Below are 16,438 nucleotides of genomic sequence, written 5' to 3' on the forward strand. Positions count from 1 at the left end.
TTATTCCGTAATCATCGGGAAGCGCCAGTCATCCTCATCACTTTCCTGCTGATCACTGACATTCACCGGGATGCCGGACTGCTCCCAACGAGCCATCATTTCATCCGACATATAGTGATAACTCAGGTTGAGATGTTTCAGCTGTTTGATCTTATCACTGGCTAGCAGTGCCTCTGCACCTTCATCGGATAAGGTTCCCTCCGAGAGATCAAGCACCTGAATCTGGTCGAGAATCGGTGCATTTGCAGCCGCCTTGGCAATCTCATCCTGAATCTCGCTGTTCTTTAATCCGAGGTACTCCAGTTTGGGGAAACGCCCCTTTTCCAGCAATGGCAGCACATCGTCAATCGAACCATTGAAGCCGTAATCCTCAACGCCCAGATACAGTTCAAGCTTGCGCAGTTCAGGCAGCTCGGCTGCAGCAATGGAGTTTAATACAGCCTTCGGCAGTCCTCCGCAGATAATAATCAACTCTTCAAGCTTGCCATGCTTCAGGGGTTCCAGTTCCAAACCGCTGCTTCCCTGGATCACAAAGGAGGTCAGATTCGGGAAAGCTTGTACAAAGGGCGCAAGATTCGTCTGCACAATCCAGGAAATCTCACACTCCTCGGATTCCATATCACCGATGAACAGTTTCTTCAAAGCAGGAAAACTCGGGGCAAGCTCAATCAGCGTATCATGGAATTCCATCGGTGAATTTTCATAAGCTTGTCCCCAATCTCCAATGATCAGACTCTCCAGCGATGCCGCTTCCGGTTTCGACGCCAATTCGCGAATCAACGTCTCCATTCGCTTCCCTTCTTCATAATCATCGTAAGACACCACCAGCTTCACTTCCTGCATGCCAAATCCCTCCCGTTTATGGTTCCATAATCATTTGCTATTTTGAATGTTAACCCATACCCGGCCTGACTTGCAACTTCTTCCAACCCCAGTCCCAGTGCGCTCCTCAATCATGCAAAGGACCCTATTCTTCACATAGGAAAAAGAACACATGTTCTCATGTGTCTCCTTCCTGAATAAGTCCTTTCATTTAGGTATATTGAAGTATGACGTATTACACACAAAAAAGACGCCAACGAAAAACAAATCAGCCACAGCTCAATACCATGAATGAAAATGTATTTTCGTCAACGTCTCGTTATAATTATGAATTTGTCTCTTATGCCTATTAGGCTTCCAAACGGGACACAAGTGCTCGCAGCGCATGGCCCCGATGACTGATCGCCTGTTTTTGCTCCAGCGTAAGCTCAGCCATCGTCATCTCATATTCCGGCACATAGAAGAGAGGATCATAACCGAAGCCGCCTTCACCTGCTGCGTCAGCCGTAATCCAGCCTTCAGCCGCTCCTTCAGCTTCAACCTTGTCGCCGGTTGCCGGATCATACAGCACAAGTGCACACACAAATCTTGCTGTGCTCAGCAGCGGCGGCTGTGTATCCTCGCCTGCTTTCAGCTTCGCAAGCGCATCAAGCAGCTTGGCGTTGTTCTGTGCGTCGGTTGCGCCTTCCCCCGCATAACGTGCCGAATACACCCCGGGCTCACCGTTCAGCAGATCAACGCAAAGCCCTGAATCGTCTGCCAGAACGGGCAGCCCGAGCGCATCACCAACCGCTTTTGCTTTTTTCCACGCGTTCTCGGCAAATGTCACACCGTCTTCCACAACATCCGGCAGCTCCGGATAGTCGAACATGCTCTTGACCTCTTTTCCCAGCGGCGCAAAGGCATGTGCGAATTCACGCACTTTCCCTGCATTTCGAGTGGCAACAACGATAACCCGGCTATCCAGGTTCATCTTATGCCTCTCCTAATCCGCGGGAGCCGATTTTGAGCGCAATCGGTCCAAGCACTTCCTTTTGACGCTCGATCATCTCCAATATTCCCTGCTCACCAAGCTCCAGCATCGCATTCAGTTCACGGCGGTCAAATGGCGCTTCCTCACCTGTGCCCTGAAGCTCCACGTACTTACCGCTGCCTGTCATTACCAGGTTCATGTCGACCTTGGCTTTCGAGTCCTCATCATAGTTCAGGTCCAGCACCGGCTGTTCGCCTACAACGCCTACACTCACGGAAGCCAGGAAGTCTGTAATCGGGAACACCTGCAGCTTGTGCTGCTGCGCAATTTTGTTCACTGCCAGCGCCAAGGCAACAAAAGATCCCGTAATTGAAGTTGTACGAGTGCCTCCATCCGCCTGAATAACATCGCAGTCCAGCGTAATGGTACGCTCACCGAGTGCCTGCAAATTCACTACAGATCGCAGAGCGCGACCGATCAGACGCTGAATTTCCATCGTACGCCCTGTCAATTTCCCCCGATTGGCTTCACGCTGGTTCCGGGTATGTGTAGCGCGAGGAAGCATGGAATATTCTGCTGTGACCCAGCCTTTTCCTTGACCCTTCATGAAGGGAGGAACCCGCTCCTCCACGGTTGCTGTGCAGATTACCTTTGTATCACCGACTTCAATCAATACAGAGCCCTCGGCGTATTTATTCGTGTTAATTGTTAAATTCATCGGGCGCAGCTGCTCGCTAGTTCGTCCGTTAGATCTCATATTTTCTGCCTCCTACGACTTAAGCATCCTGTAATGTTGAATTTCTTCTCTCTAACAACAATCCTTTATATTTTACCAAAGAGTTCGTTTAAAAGCACCCTTGTGCCGCTCATATCCGTTAAATCGGGATTTCGTTAATATATTCCGGCTTGGACACAGGCGCACTGTAGTCCCGGTTATCATCGCCCTTGACTGTTTTCTGTCCGTTCCACTCAATCTGTACCTTGGCGTCTTTGCTTGCGGTATTCTCTGTCGTTGTCAGGACAACGGACTGCAGCAGTTCACTTGGCACGATATCCCCTTCGGTAAACATATCATCCTTGAGCGCAACCGTCACCGTACCATCCTCAGACGTTTTTACGGATTGCAGCTCGGTGCCGCCTGTCATCACTTCCTCCAGCTCTCCGCCCTTGGCTGGTCCTTTGATCAGCTCGTTCAGAGCAGCCTGCACACGGTCCCCACCTGGCGCTACGAGACGTGTAACAGGAACATAATATTGCACACCCGCAGGGGAAGCGGCTGAAAAATAAACCGTCACCGGACTGCTGTTCGTTGTAAAGGTATCCCCCAGATCGAGGTTGATGCCGACTGCACGGTTCAGCGGCTCTGGCAGCGGTGTGCTGTTCACGGGCATCTGGCTCAGCTTTTTGCCATCGACCCAGATCTGCACGTTGTTGACATCCGGGGTGCCGGTCAGCGTCCATGTGATAGCTTCCAGCATTTTACGTTCATCTTTGGCGTCATATTTGGCAAAGTTACCCGAGAACTCCACAACAGCGAGCTTGTCGTCCGCATGTAGTGTTACATTCTGTACAACTGTACCTTGTGGCAGCACTCCCTTGAAGCCTTCAGGAAGCATTCCAGCGTAGGCTCCGCCCGTAACCAGCGTATCCAGTGCAGTCTTCGGACTGCTTACATCCGTTCCAGACGGAAGTGTTAAGGAAACGGGCGCAAGAAGTCCCTGCTGATCCTGCAAATAAACCGTCGTCAGCGGAAGCGTGGCGAGCTTGCCATTCCCTTCCGCAGCCTGAATCATGGCGGCCTCCTGAATGCGCGGCGGCGGATCAATCGCTTCCGAAGACTGGGCACCAAACATCCCGCAGCCACTTAATACAACAGGAATACTTAACAATGCTGCTGCGGATGCCTTACGCAAAGACGGGATCTTTCTCATGATCACGTTCCCCCTCATCATTTTTACAGTTTGTACTACCATGTATACGAGCCTTTGGTCAAAAAATAACTACTTTTTGCACAAGCCCTGCTGGACCTTACGATCTGCATATGATACAAACATAAAAGCAACGCAATCTGGTTAATGACGTATGTAGGTAATAAACGTATTTCTAACATCAGAGGAGGATTCGCCCATGGAACATCCGGAGCAGGAAAAAATCCCTTACAGTCTCAACAGCCGCAAGGTTGCAGAAGCGACAAGGGAATGGTTGCACAAGCGGGGCGTCACGATCCTGGAGATTGCAGAACTGGTTATGCTGCTGCAGAAAAAGTATTACCCTGGACTGACGATGGAAGAATGCATCGAGAACGTGGAGATGGTCCTGAAGAAACGTGAGGTACAGAACGCTGTCCTGACAGGCATTCAGCTTGATCTGCTGGCCGAGCAGGGACAACTGATCTCTCCGTTGCAAGAGATGATTGAGAATGATGAAGGTTTGTACGGTGTGGATGAAATTCTGGCCTTTTCGATTGTGAATGTATACGGAAGCATCGGCTTCACGAATTACGGATATGTGGACAAGCTGAAGCCCGGTGTGCTGGAACGGTTAAATGACAAAAGTCTTGGACCTGTGCATACCTTCCTCGATGATATTGTAGGTGCTATCGCGTCAGCTGCCAGCAGCCGAATTGCCCACCGCAAGCAGTCCGAGATGGAAGAGGCCATGGGAGAGAAGCCTGTCAGCGACGATAAAATATAACATGAACATGGATAGCTTCGGGTTACATGGATCGATTGCATTTCGCGTCCATACATATCAGCCTTATCTGTGTTCAAGGTAAAAAAACAGTCAAAAAAGCGGCCCAGCTCGGCCGCTTTTTCAATATCATTTTCAAACATATTTCAAATGAACATACGGATCAATGGACAACGCATGGACCTATTTAAACTGCTCCTGTCCCGCAGGAACAGCCAGTGCACGGGCTTCCGCCCATTTACGCTCTGTCATCAATTCGGATGTTGTCTGTTTCGGTCCGATCGTGATTTCCGGTCCTTTCCGCTCCCGCAGCAAGCCGCGCAACACCGTAATGCCCACAATGCTGAGTCCGGTAAATACATACATCAAACGAATGATAATATTCGCTGAATCACTTCCCGTCACCAGACCATGAATCAATAAACCTGCGAACACCGGATAGGATAACATATGGAACATGAACCACCATTTGCGTCCCAGCTTGTTGCGCAGATCACTGGACAACAATACGATCAACAGACCGTAGAAAGCTAATGTGCCGAGTCCACTGCCAACCGGATGTACGGAGGCGGTAAAAGGAATCAACAGCTCGCTCCAGGTGAACGGACTATAATGATCAATAACTAATGTAAGTGCGTGTATGATGCCAAGCCCGAAGGCAAGCCAGGTTGTCCGTGTATGCCACTGGAACATTACGGCTTTGGGTTTGCCCTTTGCCATAGGCATGCCTTGAGCAATACCTAGAAATACACCTACAAAAAGAAACAAATATGCCGCAATGCCGCTAATCCGAATGATACTCCACGTCGGCAGGTAATCTACGATCCACTGTGCCATAACCGGCTCCCCCATATCCATTAGACTTGTAATCCTCTATATCAGACTGAAACGGTGATCCGGGTCAAAACCGGGCCAACATTCCGCTAGTGTTGCTGTATTGCCTCTAAAATAGACAGAACCCTCTCTTGTCATCCAGAGAACATCGTGCCGGTCATAATGACGATTGAGCCATTTTACCGCCTCTCCGCTGCCCAGGATACATACCGTTTTGGCAATAATCTCACACTGGGATGTATGCTTTCCGACAACAGTGCATTGCAAAATGTCTGTGTCCGCAGGCTCCATTGTACGGGGATCAATTAAATGATGCGCTGCACGTCCGTTGTTATCCTGCCACTGTCTCCGGGTTATGCCGGATGTAGCTACAGCTCCGTTCCGAAGCCGAACCTCCCCGGATATGCTTTGCTCCTGTGTAAACGGATCGGTTACCTCAAGAATCCACCTAGAATGATCGGACGTCCCCCATACCTGAACATCCCCGCCTGCATTAATCATACCCGAAGCAATCTTCATCTTTTTCTGCAGCCAGTCTGCAATACGTTCTACAGCCCAGCCTTTCACAATTCCACCGAGGTCAAGCTCTGTTCCCGGGTCCAGATGCACCATCCGACTGCCTTCACGCTGTATCCAGGTAGGACGACTGTAGTCGTACGGATTTTGTTCTCTGCTGACCTCTTTCGTTTCTCTTCCATGAATCAGATGATTCCGTTCCGTCAAAGACTGATAAGATGCTCTCTCCTGTATTTTCTCAAAGCTTGAATGATATCCCGATAATCGAAGAGCCTGAGAGATGCCTGGCTGAAAAATGCCTTCTGTCTGCCCGATATATCCGTAAGCCAGACTAAGCACCTCATCCATTGCTGCCGATACGGGCATCCACCCGCTGCTGTGATTCAGACGATTCAGTTCACTGTCAGCTACAAAGCGGCTGAAGCGCTGCTCCTGCGTCTCAAACCAGTTTTTCACCAGAGATGCTGCATGTTCGGCTTGCTCGCGTTCTGCACAGAGCTGCACCTCAACGCTTGTGTTCATCGCCTGAAACCGAAAACGGAGGGCACGATAGACCTGCTCTGTGCGGCTCATGATGCACCTGTTCGTGAACGATAATTTCCACTGCTGCTACCGGAGTCGCTGCTTCGTGAGCCCAAGCTTCCACGATCCACGCGATTATCCGGCATTGTCCCGGATTGATCCGTCTGTTCCTGATTGGAATCCGCCGCATATCCATCTGTATTCCAGCTGTATGAATCTGTCGAATCCGGAGACCATTCATCCATGACATCGTCCCGTGAGTCCGTCTGTGTAGACGACATCACACCTGTATCTGTACCATTAGCTGCCGCATATGCAGTATCAAAAGCATCCGAAGTTCTTACATATTGAAAGATTGCAGCTACAGTCAACGTAGCCGCCGCCGAAGCCTGCCATTTCCGCCATTTGTTTTGTTTACGCCTTGCCATCGCTCATCCCTGCTTTCTATAGCGAAGTTTATAGTTGTATGATAAAGTCGCTGGCTTAAAATAATCTGAATAAACGGTTAAGAGCGGCTAAAGCTTTTTTCTAAAGCATGATTACAAAAAAAGAGCGAGGATGCGTTAACATCCCCACTCCGTTCTACTGATGATATTGGAAATAAATGATGCCGTCCGGCTCCTGTGCCTCTATTGCCAGACCACGCCGGATTAGCTCCTGCAAGTGTGCTAGCGTCTCACTCATCGCAAAACGCAGCTGGTGTGTTCCCAACCGATCGCCAAACAGATGCAAACAAATATCGTATGCATGAGCCGGGGGGCTCTCCTGCAACCGTTCCGACAGCTTCGCCAGGCGTTCTTCATGATGTGCAAGCAGCTCTGTTGTACGTTCCGTAAAACGGGTAAACGGATTGCGGTGCCCCGGATAGGCTCGCTCCACCGTCAATGCATTCAAACGAGCCAAGCCTTGCATATAGGACTGTAATGGCTCCGGGTCACTGCCCGGCTGCAGGCTAATATTGGGCGAAATCTGTGGCAGTACGGCATCCCCGCACAAGATTTCTCTCGATTCAGGCGCATAGAACGACAGATGTCCCGGGGCATGTCCCCCCGTCTCCACAGCAATCCACGTTTGACCTCCCATACGCAGCGTCTCCCCATCGGCAATGAGTGTCACCTCGGGAAGCGGGGTAATCTGTGAAATGAATGTTTTCATGTGCTCTTTGATTTCGACTGTTTTATATTCTGGCATACCATGTATGCGATAATAATCAGGCAGCCTCTCGTCTATGCTCGCTTCGGGTCCCCACATATAATCCGCTTCCTGGCGGGAGCGCGCCGACATCAGCACGGGCACACCGGTCATCTGCTGCATCCAGCCGGACAAGCCGAGATGGTCTGGATGATGATGAGTCAGTACAATCTGGTGAATGTCCTGAAAGGTCAAGCCAAGTTCCGCTAATGCGTCATGCCACTCCTGCTCGGTCCCAGCTGTACGCGGTCCCGGATCAACAATGCTCACCTTGCCATCCGGCTCCGTTAAAATATAGCTGTTCACCCACCGCAGCGGAAAAGACATTGTGATCTGAATACGATGCATGCCCGCTGGCATTGATATGGCTTCATTACGTGTACGTTTCATCGTTATCCCCCGCCCTCTTCGTTAACGTGTAAAGATTAATTACTCCGCAGGTCGATGTCCAACAAAAATCATCCGTGGCGAAGTCTGCACTTCGTATTGCTCTTCATCGTAGCCGCCATGCACCTGATCCACCTTGAGACCTGCTTCATGAATCAAATCGCTGAGCTCCTCACATGAATAGAGCTTGACACTTTCCTTATAGATGCGCGGTTCAGCTCCGGCTGCGATGTCCGTGATTCGAATTTCCTTTTGCACAAAACCGTCCTGTATTCTGCGAAATTCCTCGATCCGCTGCCCTTCATCTTCACGAACCGAATGTGGGACCAGATGTTCCTTCACGTAAGCAGTATTGATAAAATCAATAATAAAGCGGCCGCCCGGCCGTAACATATGATGTATGGCATGCAGCACCTTGAGCTGCTCCACATCCTCGGGAAAATATCCGAACGAAGTGAACAGGTTAACCACCGCGTCAAATCCACCTTCGAGCGGAACGCTGCGCATGTCGGCATGAACCCATCTGACCCGATGCTCTGTATCCAGTTCCCGTGCCTCCTGTAACAGAACATCCGACAAGTCAACCCCTGTCACCTGTAATCCGGCGTCCGCAAGGGCAAGAGAATGCCTGCCCATGCCGCAGCAAAGGTCAAGTACTTCTGCACCCGGGCGGAGCTTGAGCCAGTTAATCATTTTATGTACTTCCTCATAGGCACCATGCACATCCCGGTGTTTGTATACGAGCAGATAATCTTCTCCAAAGCTCTTTTCGTACCATTCCGTCATGTAAACCTTCGACCTCCACGTCTGTGATGCATCATTTCAAGCTATTGTAACCGTTTATGTCCCAAACTCAAAATGACCGCCCCTCGTCTCATTGAATGCCCCCATAACGCACGATATAATGTTACACATGTCATACTCCTGCGAATCGGTTAAATATACATAACAGGAGGTGTTCCTATGATTCGTATCGGACTCACGGGGTGGGGCGATCATGATGACCTCTACCCGAACCGCACCAAAGCGAAGGACAAGCTCCAGCTGTACAGTCAATTTTTCTCTACAGTAGAGGTGGACAGCTCCTTCTATGCCGTACAGCCTCGGGACCGGATGGCCCGCTGGGCGGCGGAGACACCCGAGTCGTTCTCATTTATCGTGAAGGCTTATCAGGGAATGACCGGACATCTGCGCGGCAAGCCGTATTTCAGCAGCACATCCGAGATGTACAAAGCATTTCGGGAATCACTGGAGCCCGTCATCGAGGCTGGTAAAATGCAAGCGGCCTTATTTCAATATCCGCCATGGTTTGAATGCAACCGGGACAATGTGAATGAACTGCGGGAAGTGAAGCTGCGTATGGAGGGCATTCCGTGTGCGATAGAATTCCGGCATCGCAGCTGGTACGAGGAAAAATTTCGTGAACGCACGCTTGCTTTTCTGAAGGATCAGGGCTGGATTCACAGCGTCTGTGACGAACCCCAGGCTGGGCCGGGTTCAATTCCCATCATACCGATTGCGACCGATCCAAACATGACGCTGGTGCGCATGCATGGTCGCAATGTGTCGGGCTGGCATCAGAACGGGGCACCCAACTGGCGCGAGACACGGTATCTGTATCGATACAATGAGCAGGAGCTGCTGGAATGGAAAGCTTATCTGGAGCAACTTCAGGCGCAGAGCGAAGATGTTTTTGTCATTTTCAACAACAACTCCGCCGGAGATGCCGCTGCCAATGCACAGATGATGATGGAACTGCTCGGCCAGCCCATCAAAGCTTTCCCTGACCGCACGGAGCCAGAGAAGGAAGAAGGACCTGAACAGCTGGAGTTATTTTAGACATTTTTTAAAGGCTGTTTTGGGAGTTGTTGATTATGACAGTTAGAGAGGGAGAGATTGATCAATCAATGAATTAACTAATCCTCTCTCTCTTTCACCTATGTCCTGTATGCGTACAGAGAAGAATGGGGAGGTTGGATTTGGATTACACATGCTCTTGATAAGTAATGGATTGAAAAGATGAACCAAACACAGGAATTAATTTTGTGATATACCAATTTATATCTGTTGAACTACTGCCATTCCCCAATTTTAAAACTTTGCGATTAATATCCGGACTCATTAGAAAAGCACCCGTCTCACGTATTAAAAATGTGCCTCCTATATTCGTATCCATCCAAGTCATCACAACCCCTATAACTTCTCCTCTCTCTTCTTTCTTATGTATGACTTCTAATAATTCCGTTATAGTTATATTCATACGCTGCCAGTTATAGTCTTCGTCATCGCCAACAGGTAAAAAGGTTACCATACCGTGATCATTATATGACCAACCATATTCTTCTAACCTATTCAGAATGGTGCTTCCTGATATTGACTCTGATAAGCTTATTTCTATAGATGATGAGACAGACACTAAGCATCTCTCCTTTTAATCTAAGAATTCCAAGAATCCCTGAAAATTAACTTCTTTTGTTATTTTCAATCCTCTTCTAAGATAAAGGTCTTGATAACTTTACCGTATTCCCAATCACAAACGTAAATTCTCTCACATTTATAACAACGCCAGATATCATACTTAGGGAATGGAATTGCCAAAGAGTCCATTGAGTTAGATTGAATAATTGCATCCCATTCCTCATCAGTGTACACTCTTAATTGTACGTCATTTGGTACAAGAACATTTGATAATATCTCCCCACATTTACATGTCATCCTTGCCATATGTCCTCTCCTTCCTTATTTAGAAACAACAGCATCATTGTCTCCCTGCTGGAATTTTAAACGTTTTATCCATATAAGTGCTTCGCTAATTCTCTCATTATGGGGGCTATAACATAACAATTACTCAAGTCTTCTTCATCCAACATTGCCCATTCAAGAATTATGTTTCTATGGATATCAGATTCATTGAACAGAAAAAACAATATTTTCTCTTGAATTTCCTCATCTATCTTTCCTTCTTCTAATGCGTCATTATATGAAGATACAATAACGGTCATTAAAGCAAACTGTTCATCCTTATTCAGTTCAATATTCTCATAGAGATACATAAACTCTTTTATTCTAGAAGAGTCAGAAACTTCATATTCCCAATCTTGGGAATATGAAGTTTCTGATTGTTGAAAATTTATTTTTGTTTTAAGACTATTAATAGCCTTTTCTGTTACATATTTAGGATATTCGTTGCCCATACCTACACCTCTTTAATGTTGTATTACTTCCCTTTTCCAGAAAGATACGACTACTATTAAGATATGCGTTTTTGAATCGGGGATTATCCTAACACTCAGCAACCTGAAATTTGTTATCTTAGAAAAGAGACCTTGAATAGCAATTTAGCCAATCAAAGTCTCTCAAAAAAAAGAAAATAAATTGCTTCTCTTATCAGAATTGCACTCAACAATAATTATTTCTAGACATCTTACTTGTTAATAGCCGTTAATATTTCGTGAGGTGATTCCCAATACTACTTTTATCAATGGGTTTAAGATGATCAAAATAATTTTGTTCATATAGCGCCCTAAGTGTTAATTGAATAATTTCTTTGCTTGCTTCTTTTACTAGAACCAGACTAGGCTCAATAGAGTAATACCCATAATTCTCTAACTCTGATGCAAAATCCTGTTGTAGCCTTACAATATCATATACATATACATGGTAAAATACACCTGACACTGCAACAATGACATCATTTCTATATCCTTTGCTAATGGCCTCAAACTCCGCTAATTCTGTATCTTCGAGAAAATAAATTTTGATGTTATTCACAATTTCACCTCCATTATAGCCTGAGATACCTTAATCCCAATACATTTTAAGTTTCATATCTTGTATGAAAATACTATTACAACATGTTCTATTTAATGTTTAATATAAAATCGAAGCATAGTGAACATAAGTTTTAAACCTATCGATTCAATTGGTGCGATATACTCATCCCAATCATCTATATCCTAAAGTTCAAAACAAATGCCAGGATAATCGGGCAGCGTATAGATGTAATCTTCTTTAGAATAATTCATTCCAATTTGCCTTAAATCAGAAATAGTACTCCCTATTCCAATAGAATCTTCAAATTTACCGTTATATGAACCAAAGACCATTATTTGAGTCACTATATTTTTTTCTTTAGCTATCCAAAATTTTATGTTTTTCGTAGTAGTTATAGTGTAGTGGTGGGCCAAGGACTCCTCCGTGAAATCTCCAGAAATTTTCTCTTTTAATTTTTGAATTGTCCACCCAAGCTGGTAACATCCCACGCTCTTACCATTGATAATTTTCCCATACACAGTTCACACCCCCATTTATTGCTAATTTACAATATTTATAACTTTGCAAAAAATAAAACAAATATTAGCACCTAGTCGCTCTCTCACGACTTCCCCAACCCGTTTCCCTTCCTTCTTGCATTACCATTGTTGTGTAATGAGAAGGACAACAATGTGAGCTGCCACTGTCCATTCCTAACACTTGTTGATTAAATCTATATAGGTTTCCTCGATTAAATGACCACCTGCTTAAGCAGATGGTCATTTAGGTGTATATATTATTCACTACAGAGATATTTCCAGTAACCTAATCTTTGTTTTCCAGCACGTATGTCTTTATGACAGTATCTTTATCAAAAACATAAATTCTCTCGCAGTGTAAACATCTCCATACATCATATCGAGGAAAAGGAATGGTTATTGGATCAATTAAATCTCCTAAATTTATAATACGGTCCCATTCTTTATCTGTATACACCACTAATTCTACATCGTTAGGTGCTTCTGAATTCGACAGTGTTGCACCACATTTACATTGAAATCTTGCCATTAAAACACCTCTCAAGGATATCTGATAGCCCCTTCGTTTCTCCTAATTTCTACCTTCTAATGAATATCATTCTTGACTGGAGTCAAATGGCTTAATTCTTGATGCGCTACCACTTACGCTTTCCAATCCTAACAGTGTACTGTGTGACAGTTTTCTCGATTCTCCACTGGAATCCACTAAAGAATGAGCTTCTTTCAAGACAATTAAAAATATTATTTTGAAAACCCTACATGAAACAATTTTCCATCAATTTCAATACTCGATGCTTCAATAAATAGCTCTCTACCCCAAATCTCTAAAGAAAAGTTGATATTTGTTGCAAGATGAGGATGTTCGTTTAAATATGAACTCACTTTTATTACCTTGTTTTTTTCATTTTGAAATGATATAGATGTAAGTTCTAAATAATCGTCGTATTCCGGTTCAAATGGTATTTGGTCATTTAAATAATAGAACGACTTAACATTAGTAAATTTTAATTGATGTTGAATAGTTTTACCTTTATCTACCACCTTGATATCGAATAAAATGCAGTGATTAAATAAATCGAAAACATGCTTTTCAATGACACCCGACCATAGACTGTTCAAATAATCCTGAATACTTTCCAAAACAATTCTCCTCCTACTTTCCATCTGACTTCACATAATTATTAATCATTTTTTGAATCTGCTCCATATAGTTATCAGTTAGGTCAATGTGAGTAGCAGCCATGTCATTGGACAACTTACCATCTAGTGTAAGAGTACCTTTATTTCCTACAGAAACCCTAAAATACGCTTGCGAATCCTTAAATAAATTCCATTGTTTTTGCCAGTACCCGAAGTCTTTGCCTGCCCCGCCTCCTGCACCCCACTCTTCTCGGTGCCCACTCGGGTCTATATAGATTAGCGGGTTATTCCTATTCTACGTGCCGCTATTGCATCATTTAGGGCATAATATTCAAGCTTATTGGAGGGACTTTTACGCACAAGGTAATTGGGTAAATTTCATACAAGGCTGAAGAGGGTCAATCTCTTTCGGGACGTGCCGCCCGATTCATTCGGCACTGGGTACAGCTATATGAATTAAAAAACCACAAACGAGAGATTCTCGCTTGTGGTCGAATGGAATTTACTGATTGCTTAAAAAGTCTAATATCAATTTCCTTACTTTCTCATGAGTAATGTATTCATTAAAAAGATGTGGGTATTGTAATAATTTTTCCTCAAGGAAGCTATAGTGTTGAAACCGCTCAAAGAATCCCTTGCGTAATAAATCTACCTGCCTTTCTGGTATCCCCCCTGCATTATTGTTTATGATGTAGGTTATCGTTCCTGCAATGACCGAGCAATAATCATTAAAATCTGCACTAAAACTATCATCGGTTCGAGAGAAGTCCTCTTTGAAATCCTCCCTCATCTTAGCGATGTCTTCATAAGGAAAGGGATTACTCATTTGTGTCGCAAATAGTTCTGATAATATCCCTTTATAATTCAGAAGAAACTCCTCCTTTCAAGGCTCAAACCATTAGGTTTTGCCAAACGAAACAATTGTACCGTCAGGAGCAATATCAACATATTTCCCATTCTTTTTATAGCGAATTGTTCCTTCTACTGCTCCTGAAACAGTGCTTTTGGTCGAACCTTTTTTCGCAGTTCTAGCGAATTCTTCAGCTTTTCTTATATACTGTTCTAACGTTTCCGCCCCTACAGATGCTCCATGTTTTTTGAAATGATATTCAGCAGAATCCTCGACCTTGTGGAAGCTACCTTTGTTCCATTTTGTTAGATCACAATTATGAACCCAAATACCAAGGTTAGAAACAAAGTAAGAATGGAAATCATCTACCTCAAAGTTATAGACCGTTGCTTCTCGTGGCTCTTTTTCAATCTTATCTATTGCCAGTTTAGTACCGTCACTCGAAACAAGCAAGTCGCCAACTTTCAGGTCTTTTACGAACGTCCATCCCTTACCGTCTAACCAAAACGGATGCTCACCAGTAACCTCGATGATTTCATCCCCAATGTGGACATAGTAGATTTCGTCAGCCTGTTTTTGGAACAGCCCCACGACCTCTTTATACGCCACTTCTCCGGTTTCATCAGACTTGGCGAGAACCTTATCCCCTACCTCGATTTCCTCGATAGGTTTCTCCCCTTCGTCTGTTAACACTTTAGTCCCTGCCGTGAAGCAATTACACGCTTTGCTAATAGCCTTATCGATGAACTTTCCACCTTTGGTGGATAATTTCGCGGATACTTTCCCTGCTGGATTCAGTTCCATAACCAGATATCCCGCTTGGAAAAATTGCTCCACCGACCACGGATTCTCCATTGATACACGGTAATATTCATTCAATGCGCTGACCGTTCCCATTGTCCAGAAGTCAATGATTCCCGACCAAGTGCTGTGCGAATCCTTAAATAAATTCCATTGTTTTTGCCAGTACCCGAAGTCTTTGCCTGCCCCGCCTCCTGCACCCCACTCTTCTCGGTGCCCGCTCGGGTCTATATAGATTAACGGGTTATTCCTTACATACGTGTACAGGTTCAAACTCAGCGGATTCGTGAGTTGTCCTTCATACGAATCCTCGTTTATGAATCGTCCGACACTTGGATCATACCAACGCGCTCTCAGGTACTGGAGGCCCGTCACTTCATCCCAATACTCTCCGGCATAACGCAGGGCGTTCGGGACGGTCTCCTCTGTCGTTTCCGGATTGCCCCAGATATCGTATGTGTATCGATTCAATACATTGCCTGACGCATCCCGGATTTCCGTTACATCTCCATGGCCGTTGGTGACATAGGACTGGAGCTGGTTTTCTCCAGCAATCTGACGGGCGGTCAGCTTGCCAGCGGCATCGTAGATGTAACCTGCTGTAATCTGCACGTCTCCTGTGCTGCTTACTGTGCCTTCTGCCACCAACAATCCGCGATCATCATAGTAGTACCGGGTTGTCTGGCCCCCTGTACTCCGCTCGGTCATCAGACCGTCTCCATTGTAGCGGTAGCTCACACGCTGGTCGTTAACCGTGGCACCGGTCAGCTGGTTCCGCGCATCGTAGGTATAGGATGCTGGCGCGGGCGGGCTCCACTCTCGCTCGCTCTCCAGACTGCTCCGGTTATCCCGTACATCGTAGGCATACGTTTCCTGATACGGGCTGGACGTTTGGATCCGGTTCAGCTTGTCATAGGTGAATTGGGAAGCGACTCCCTGATCTGTTTTGCTCGTGATATTCCGGTTGTTATCATAGGCATAACTGTAGCTTGGGCCGTTCGTTCCATTGAACGTATGTGCAAGCCCCTTCAGGTTTAAGCCTTCGTAGGTGTAGACTTCCTTCCAACCCGATCCTGTACTTTTTTGTGCCAGACTGTTATTGCCGCGATACGTGTACGTAAAGCTGCCCAGCGCTGTTCCACTGCCACTCGTCAAGCTTAGCGATGCCGGCAGTGCAGCAGCTCCCTTATACGTCATATTCAGGTTGAGGGTGTAACTTCCGTGCTGGAACGTCTGACGTGTACGCGCGCCTCGGGCATCGTAACCCAGCGTTAGCACAGCTCCATCCGGGTACGTCATTTTCTCCAGTTCACCAACTGGCGTGTACGCATATTGGGTGATCCCCGCAGCATCCGTCATGCGGGTTCTCCGGCCCGCGGCATCATAGGTGTACGAGATCGTTCCGTCACTGGCCCGGTT

General features: G+C 46.0%; 20 protein-coding genes. 2 read left to right on the forward strand and 18 right to left on the reverse strand.

The genetic code is table 11. From position 1 onward, the window contains the following. The 4 genes from IEW26_RS18070 to IEW26_RS18085 form a co-directional block, all read right to left on the reverse strand. Positions 1 to 843 (reverse strand): STM4015 family protein, encoded by an 843-nt coding sequence (locus IEW26_RS18070; protein ID WP_188593362.1) that lies wholly within the window; start codon positions 841 to 843, stop codon positions 1 to 3. 328 nt (positions 844 to 1,171) lie between these two features. Further along, on the reverse strand, positions 1,172 to 1,795 hold the full coding sequence (locus tag IEW26_RS18075; protein WP_188593363.1) for an XTP/dITP diphosphatase: 624 nt from the start codon (positions 1,793 to 1,795) through the stop codon (positions 1,172 to 1,174). Between the two features lies 1 nt (position 1,796). Then, positions 1,797 to 2,552, reverse strand: coding sequence for a ribonuclease PH (gene rph, locus IEW26_RS18080; RefSeq protein ID WP_110898930.1), 756 nt, complete (start codon positions 2,550 to 2,552; stop codon positions 1,797 to 1,799). A gap of 118 nt (positions 2,553 to 2,670) precedes the next feature. Then, the gene (locus tag IEW26_RS18085; RefSeq protein WP_188593364.1) at positions 2,671 to 3,726 is read right to left on the reverse strand and encodes a GerMN domain-containing protein; all 1,056 of its coding nucleotides are present in this window, start codon (positions 3,724 to 3,726) and stop codon (positions 2,671 to 2,673) included. Positions 3,727 to 3,922: 196 nt separating this feature from the next. Between IEW26_RS18085 and IEW26_RS18090 the strand changes: the two genes are divergently transcribed. Continuing rightward, positions 3,923 to 4,489: a phosphatidylglycerophosphatase A family protein gene (locus tag IEW26_RS18090; protein ID WP_111268920.1), complete on the forward strand. Its 567-nt coding sequence runs from the start codon at positions 3,923 to 3,925 to the stop codon at positions 4,487 to 4,489. Positions 4,490 to 4,669: 180 nt separating this feature from the next. On the opposite strand, the gene IEW26_RS18095 is transcribed toward IEW26_RS18090, so the two are convergent. The 5 genes from IEW26_RS18095 to IEW26_RS18115 form a co-directional block, all read right to left on the reverse strand. Next, positions 4,670 to 5,323 carry a ferric reductase-like transmembrane domain-containing protein gene (locus IEW26_RS18095; protein WP_186323110.1) on the reverse strand — a complete coding sequence of 218 codons (654 nt, stop codon included), beginning with the start codon at positions 5,321 to 5,323 and terminating at the stop codon, positions 4,670 to 4,672. A 36-nt stretch (positions 5,324 to 5,359) separates the two neighbouring features. Continuing rightward, complete coding sequence (locus IEW26_RS18100; protein WP_188593365.1) at positions 5,360 to 6,409, reverse strand: FAD:protein FMN transferase; 1,050 nt, start codon at positions 6,407 to 6,409, stop codon at positions 5,360 to 5,362. Beyond that, a complete protein-coding gene (locus IEW26_RS18105) occupies positions 6,406 to 6,786 on the reverse strand; it encodes a hypothetical protein (protein ID WP_188593366.1) in 381 nt (126 codons plus the stop codon). The genes IEW26_RS18100 and IEW26_RS18105 overlap by 4 nt, the downstream gene beginning before the upstream one ends. A 154-nt stretch (positions 6,787 to 6,940) precedes the next feature. Further along, positions 6,941 to 7,939 carry an MBL fold metallo-hydrolase gene (locus IEW26_RS18110; protein ID WP_188593367.1) on the reverse strand — a complete coding sequence of 333 codons (999 nt, stop codon included), beginning with the start codon at positions 7,937 to 7,939 and terminating at the stop codon, positions 6,941 to 6,943. A 39-nt stretch (positions 7,940 to 7,978) separates the two neighbouring features. Beyond that, positions 7,979 to 8,722 (reverse strand): class I SAM-dependent methyltransferase, encoded by a 744-nt coding sequence (locus tag IEW26_RS18115; RefSeq protein WP_188593368.1) that lies wholly within the window; start codon positions 8,720 to 8,722, stop codon positions 7,979 to 7,981. Positions 8,723 to 8,899: 177 nt separating this feature from the next. Between IEW26_RS18115 and IEW26_RS18120 the strand changes: the two genes are divergently transcribed. Continuing rightward, positions 8,900 to 9,775, forward strand: coding sequence for a DUF72 domain-containing protein (locus IEW26_RS18120; RefSeq protein WP_188593369.1), 876 nt, complete (start codon positions 8,900 to 8,902; stop codon positions 9,773 to 9,775). A 145-nt stretch (positions 9,776 to 9,920) separates the two neighbouring features. Here the strand turns inward: IEW26_RS18120 and IEW26_RS18125 are convergent, their stop codons facing one another. From IEW26_RS18125 to IEW26_RS18165, 9 genes are all read right to left on the reverse strand, one after another. Further along, positions 9,921 to 10,352: a hypothetical protein gene (locus IEW26_RS18125; RefSeq protein ID WP_188593370.1), complete on the reverse strand. Its 432-nt coding sequence runs from the start codon at positions 10,350 to 10,352 to the stop codon at positions 9,921 to 9,923. Positions 10,353 to 10,417: 65 nt separating this feature from the next. Then, positions 10,418 to 10,660, reverse strand: coding sequence for a DUF8617 domain-containing protein (locus IEW26_RS18130; protein WP_188593371.1), 243 nt, complete (start codon positions 10,658 to 10,660; stop codon positions 10,418 to 10,420). Positions 10,661 to 10,725: 65 nt separating this feature from the next. Next, complete coding sequence (locus tag IEW26_RS18135) at positions 10,726 to 11,130, reverse strand: hypothetical protein (protein ID WP_188593372.1); 405 nt, start codon at positions 11,128 to 11,130, stop codon at positions 10,726 to 10,728. A 247-nt stretch (positions 11,131 to 11,377) separates the two neighbouring features. After that, entirely contained in the window at positions 11,378 to 11,707 is a 330-nt protein-coding gene (locus IEW26_RS18140; RefSeq protein ID WP_188593373.1) for a hypothetical protein, read from the reverse strand. 185 nt (positions 11,708 to 11,892) lie between these two features. Then, complete coding sequence (locus IEW26_RS18145) at positions 11,893 to 12,228, reverse strand: hypothetical protein (protein ID WP_188593374.1); 336 nt, start codon at positions 12,226 to 12,228, stop codon at positions 11,893 to 11,895. Positions 12,229 to 12,514: 286 nt separating this feature from the next. Next, positions 12,515 to 12,757 (reverse strand): DUF8617 domain-containing protein, encoded by a 243-nt coding sequence (locus IEW26_RS18150; protein WP_188593375.1) that lies wholly within the window; start codon positions 12,755 to 12,757, stop codon positions 12,515 to 12,517. A gap of 212 nt (positions 12,758 to 12,969) precedes the next feature. Continuing rightward, on the reverse strand, positions 12,970 to 13,368 hold the full coding sequence (locus IEW26_RS18155) for a YxiG family protein (protein WP_188593376.1): 399 nt from the start codon (positions 13,366 to 13,368) through the stop codon (positions 12,970 to 12,972). 502 nt (positions 13,369 to 13,870) lie between these two features. Continuing rightward, positions 13,871 to 14,236 (reverse strand): YxiJ family protein, encoded by a 366-nt coding sequence (locus IEW26_RS30775; protein WP_505845757.1) that lies wholly within the window; start codon positions 14,234 to 14,236, stop codon positions 13,871 to 13,873. A gap of 30 nt (positions 14,237 to 14,266) precedes the next feature. Then, the coding region (locus IEW26_RS18165) for a polymorphic toxin-type HINT domain-containing protein (RefSeq protein ID WP_188593378.1) at positions 14,267 to 16,438 on the reverse strand (2,172 nt) is incomplete at its 5' end.

This window comes from Paenibacillus silvae (assembly GCF_014639235.1).
Lineage (GTDB): Bacteria > Bacillota > Bacilli > Paenibacillales > Paenibacillaceae > Paenibacillus > Paenibacillus silvae.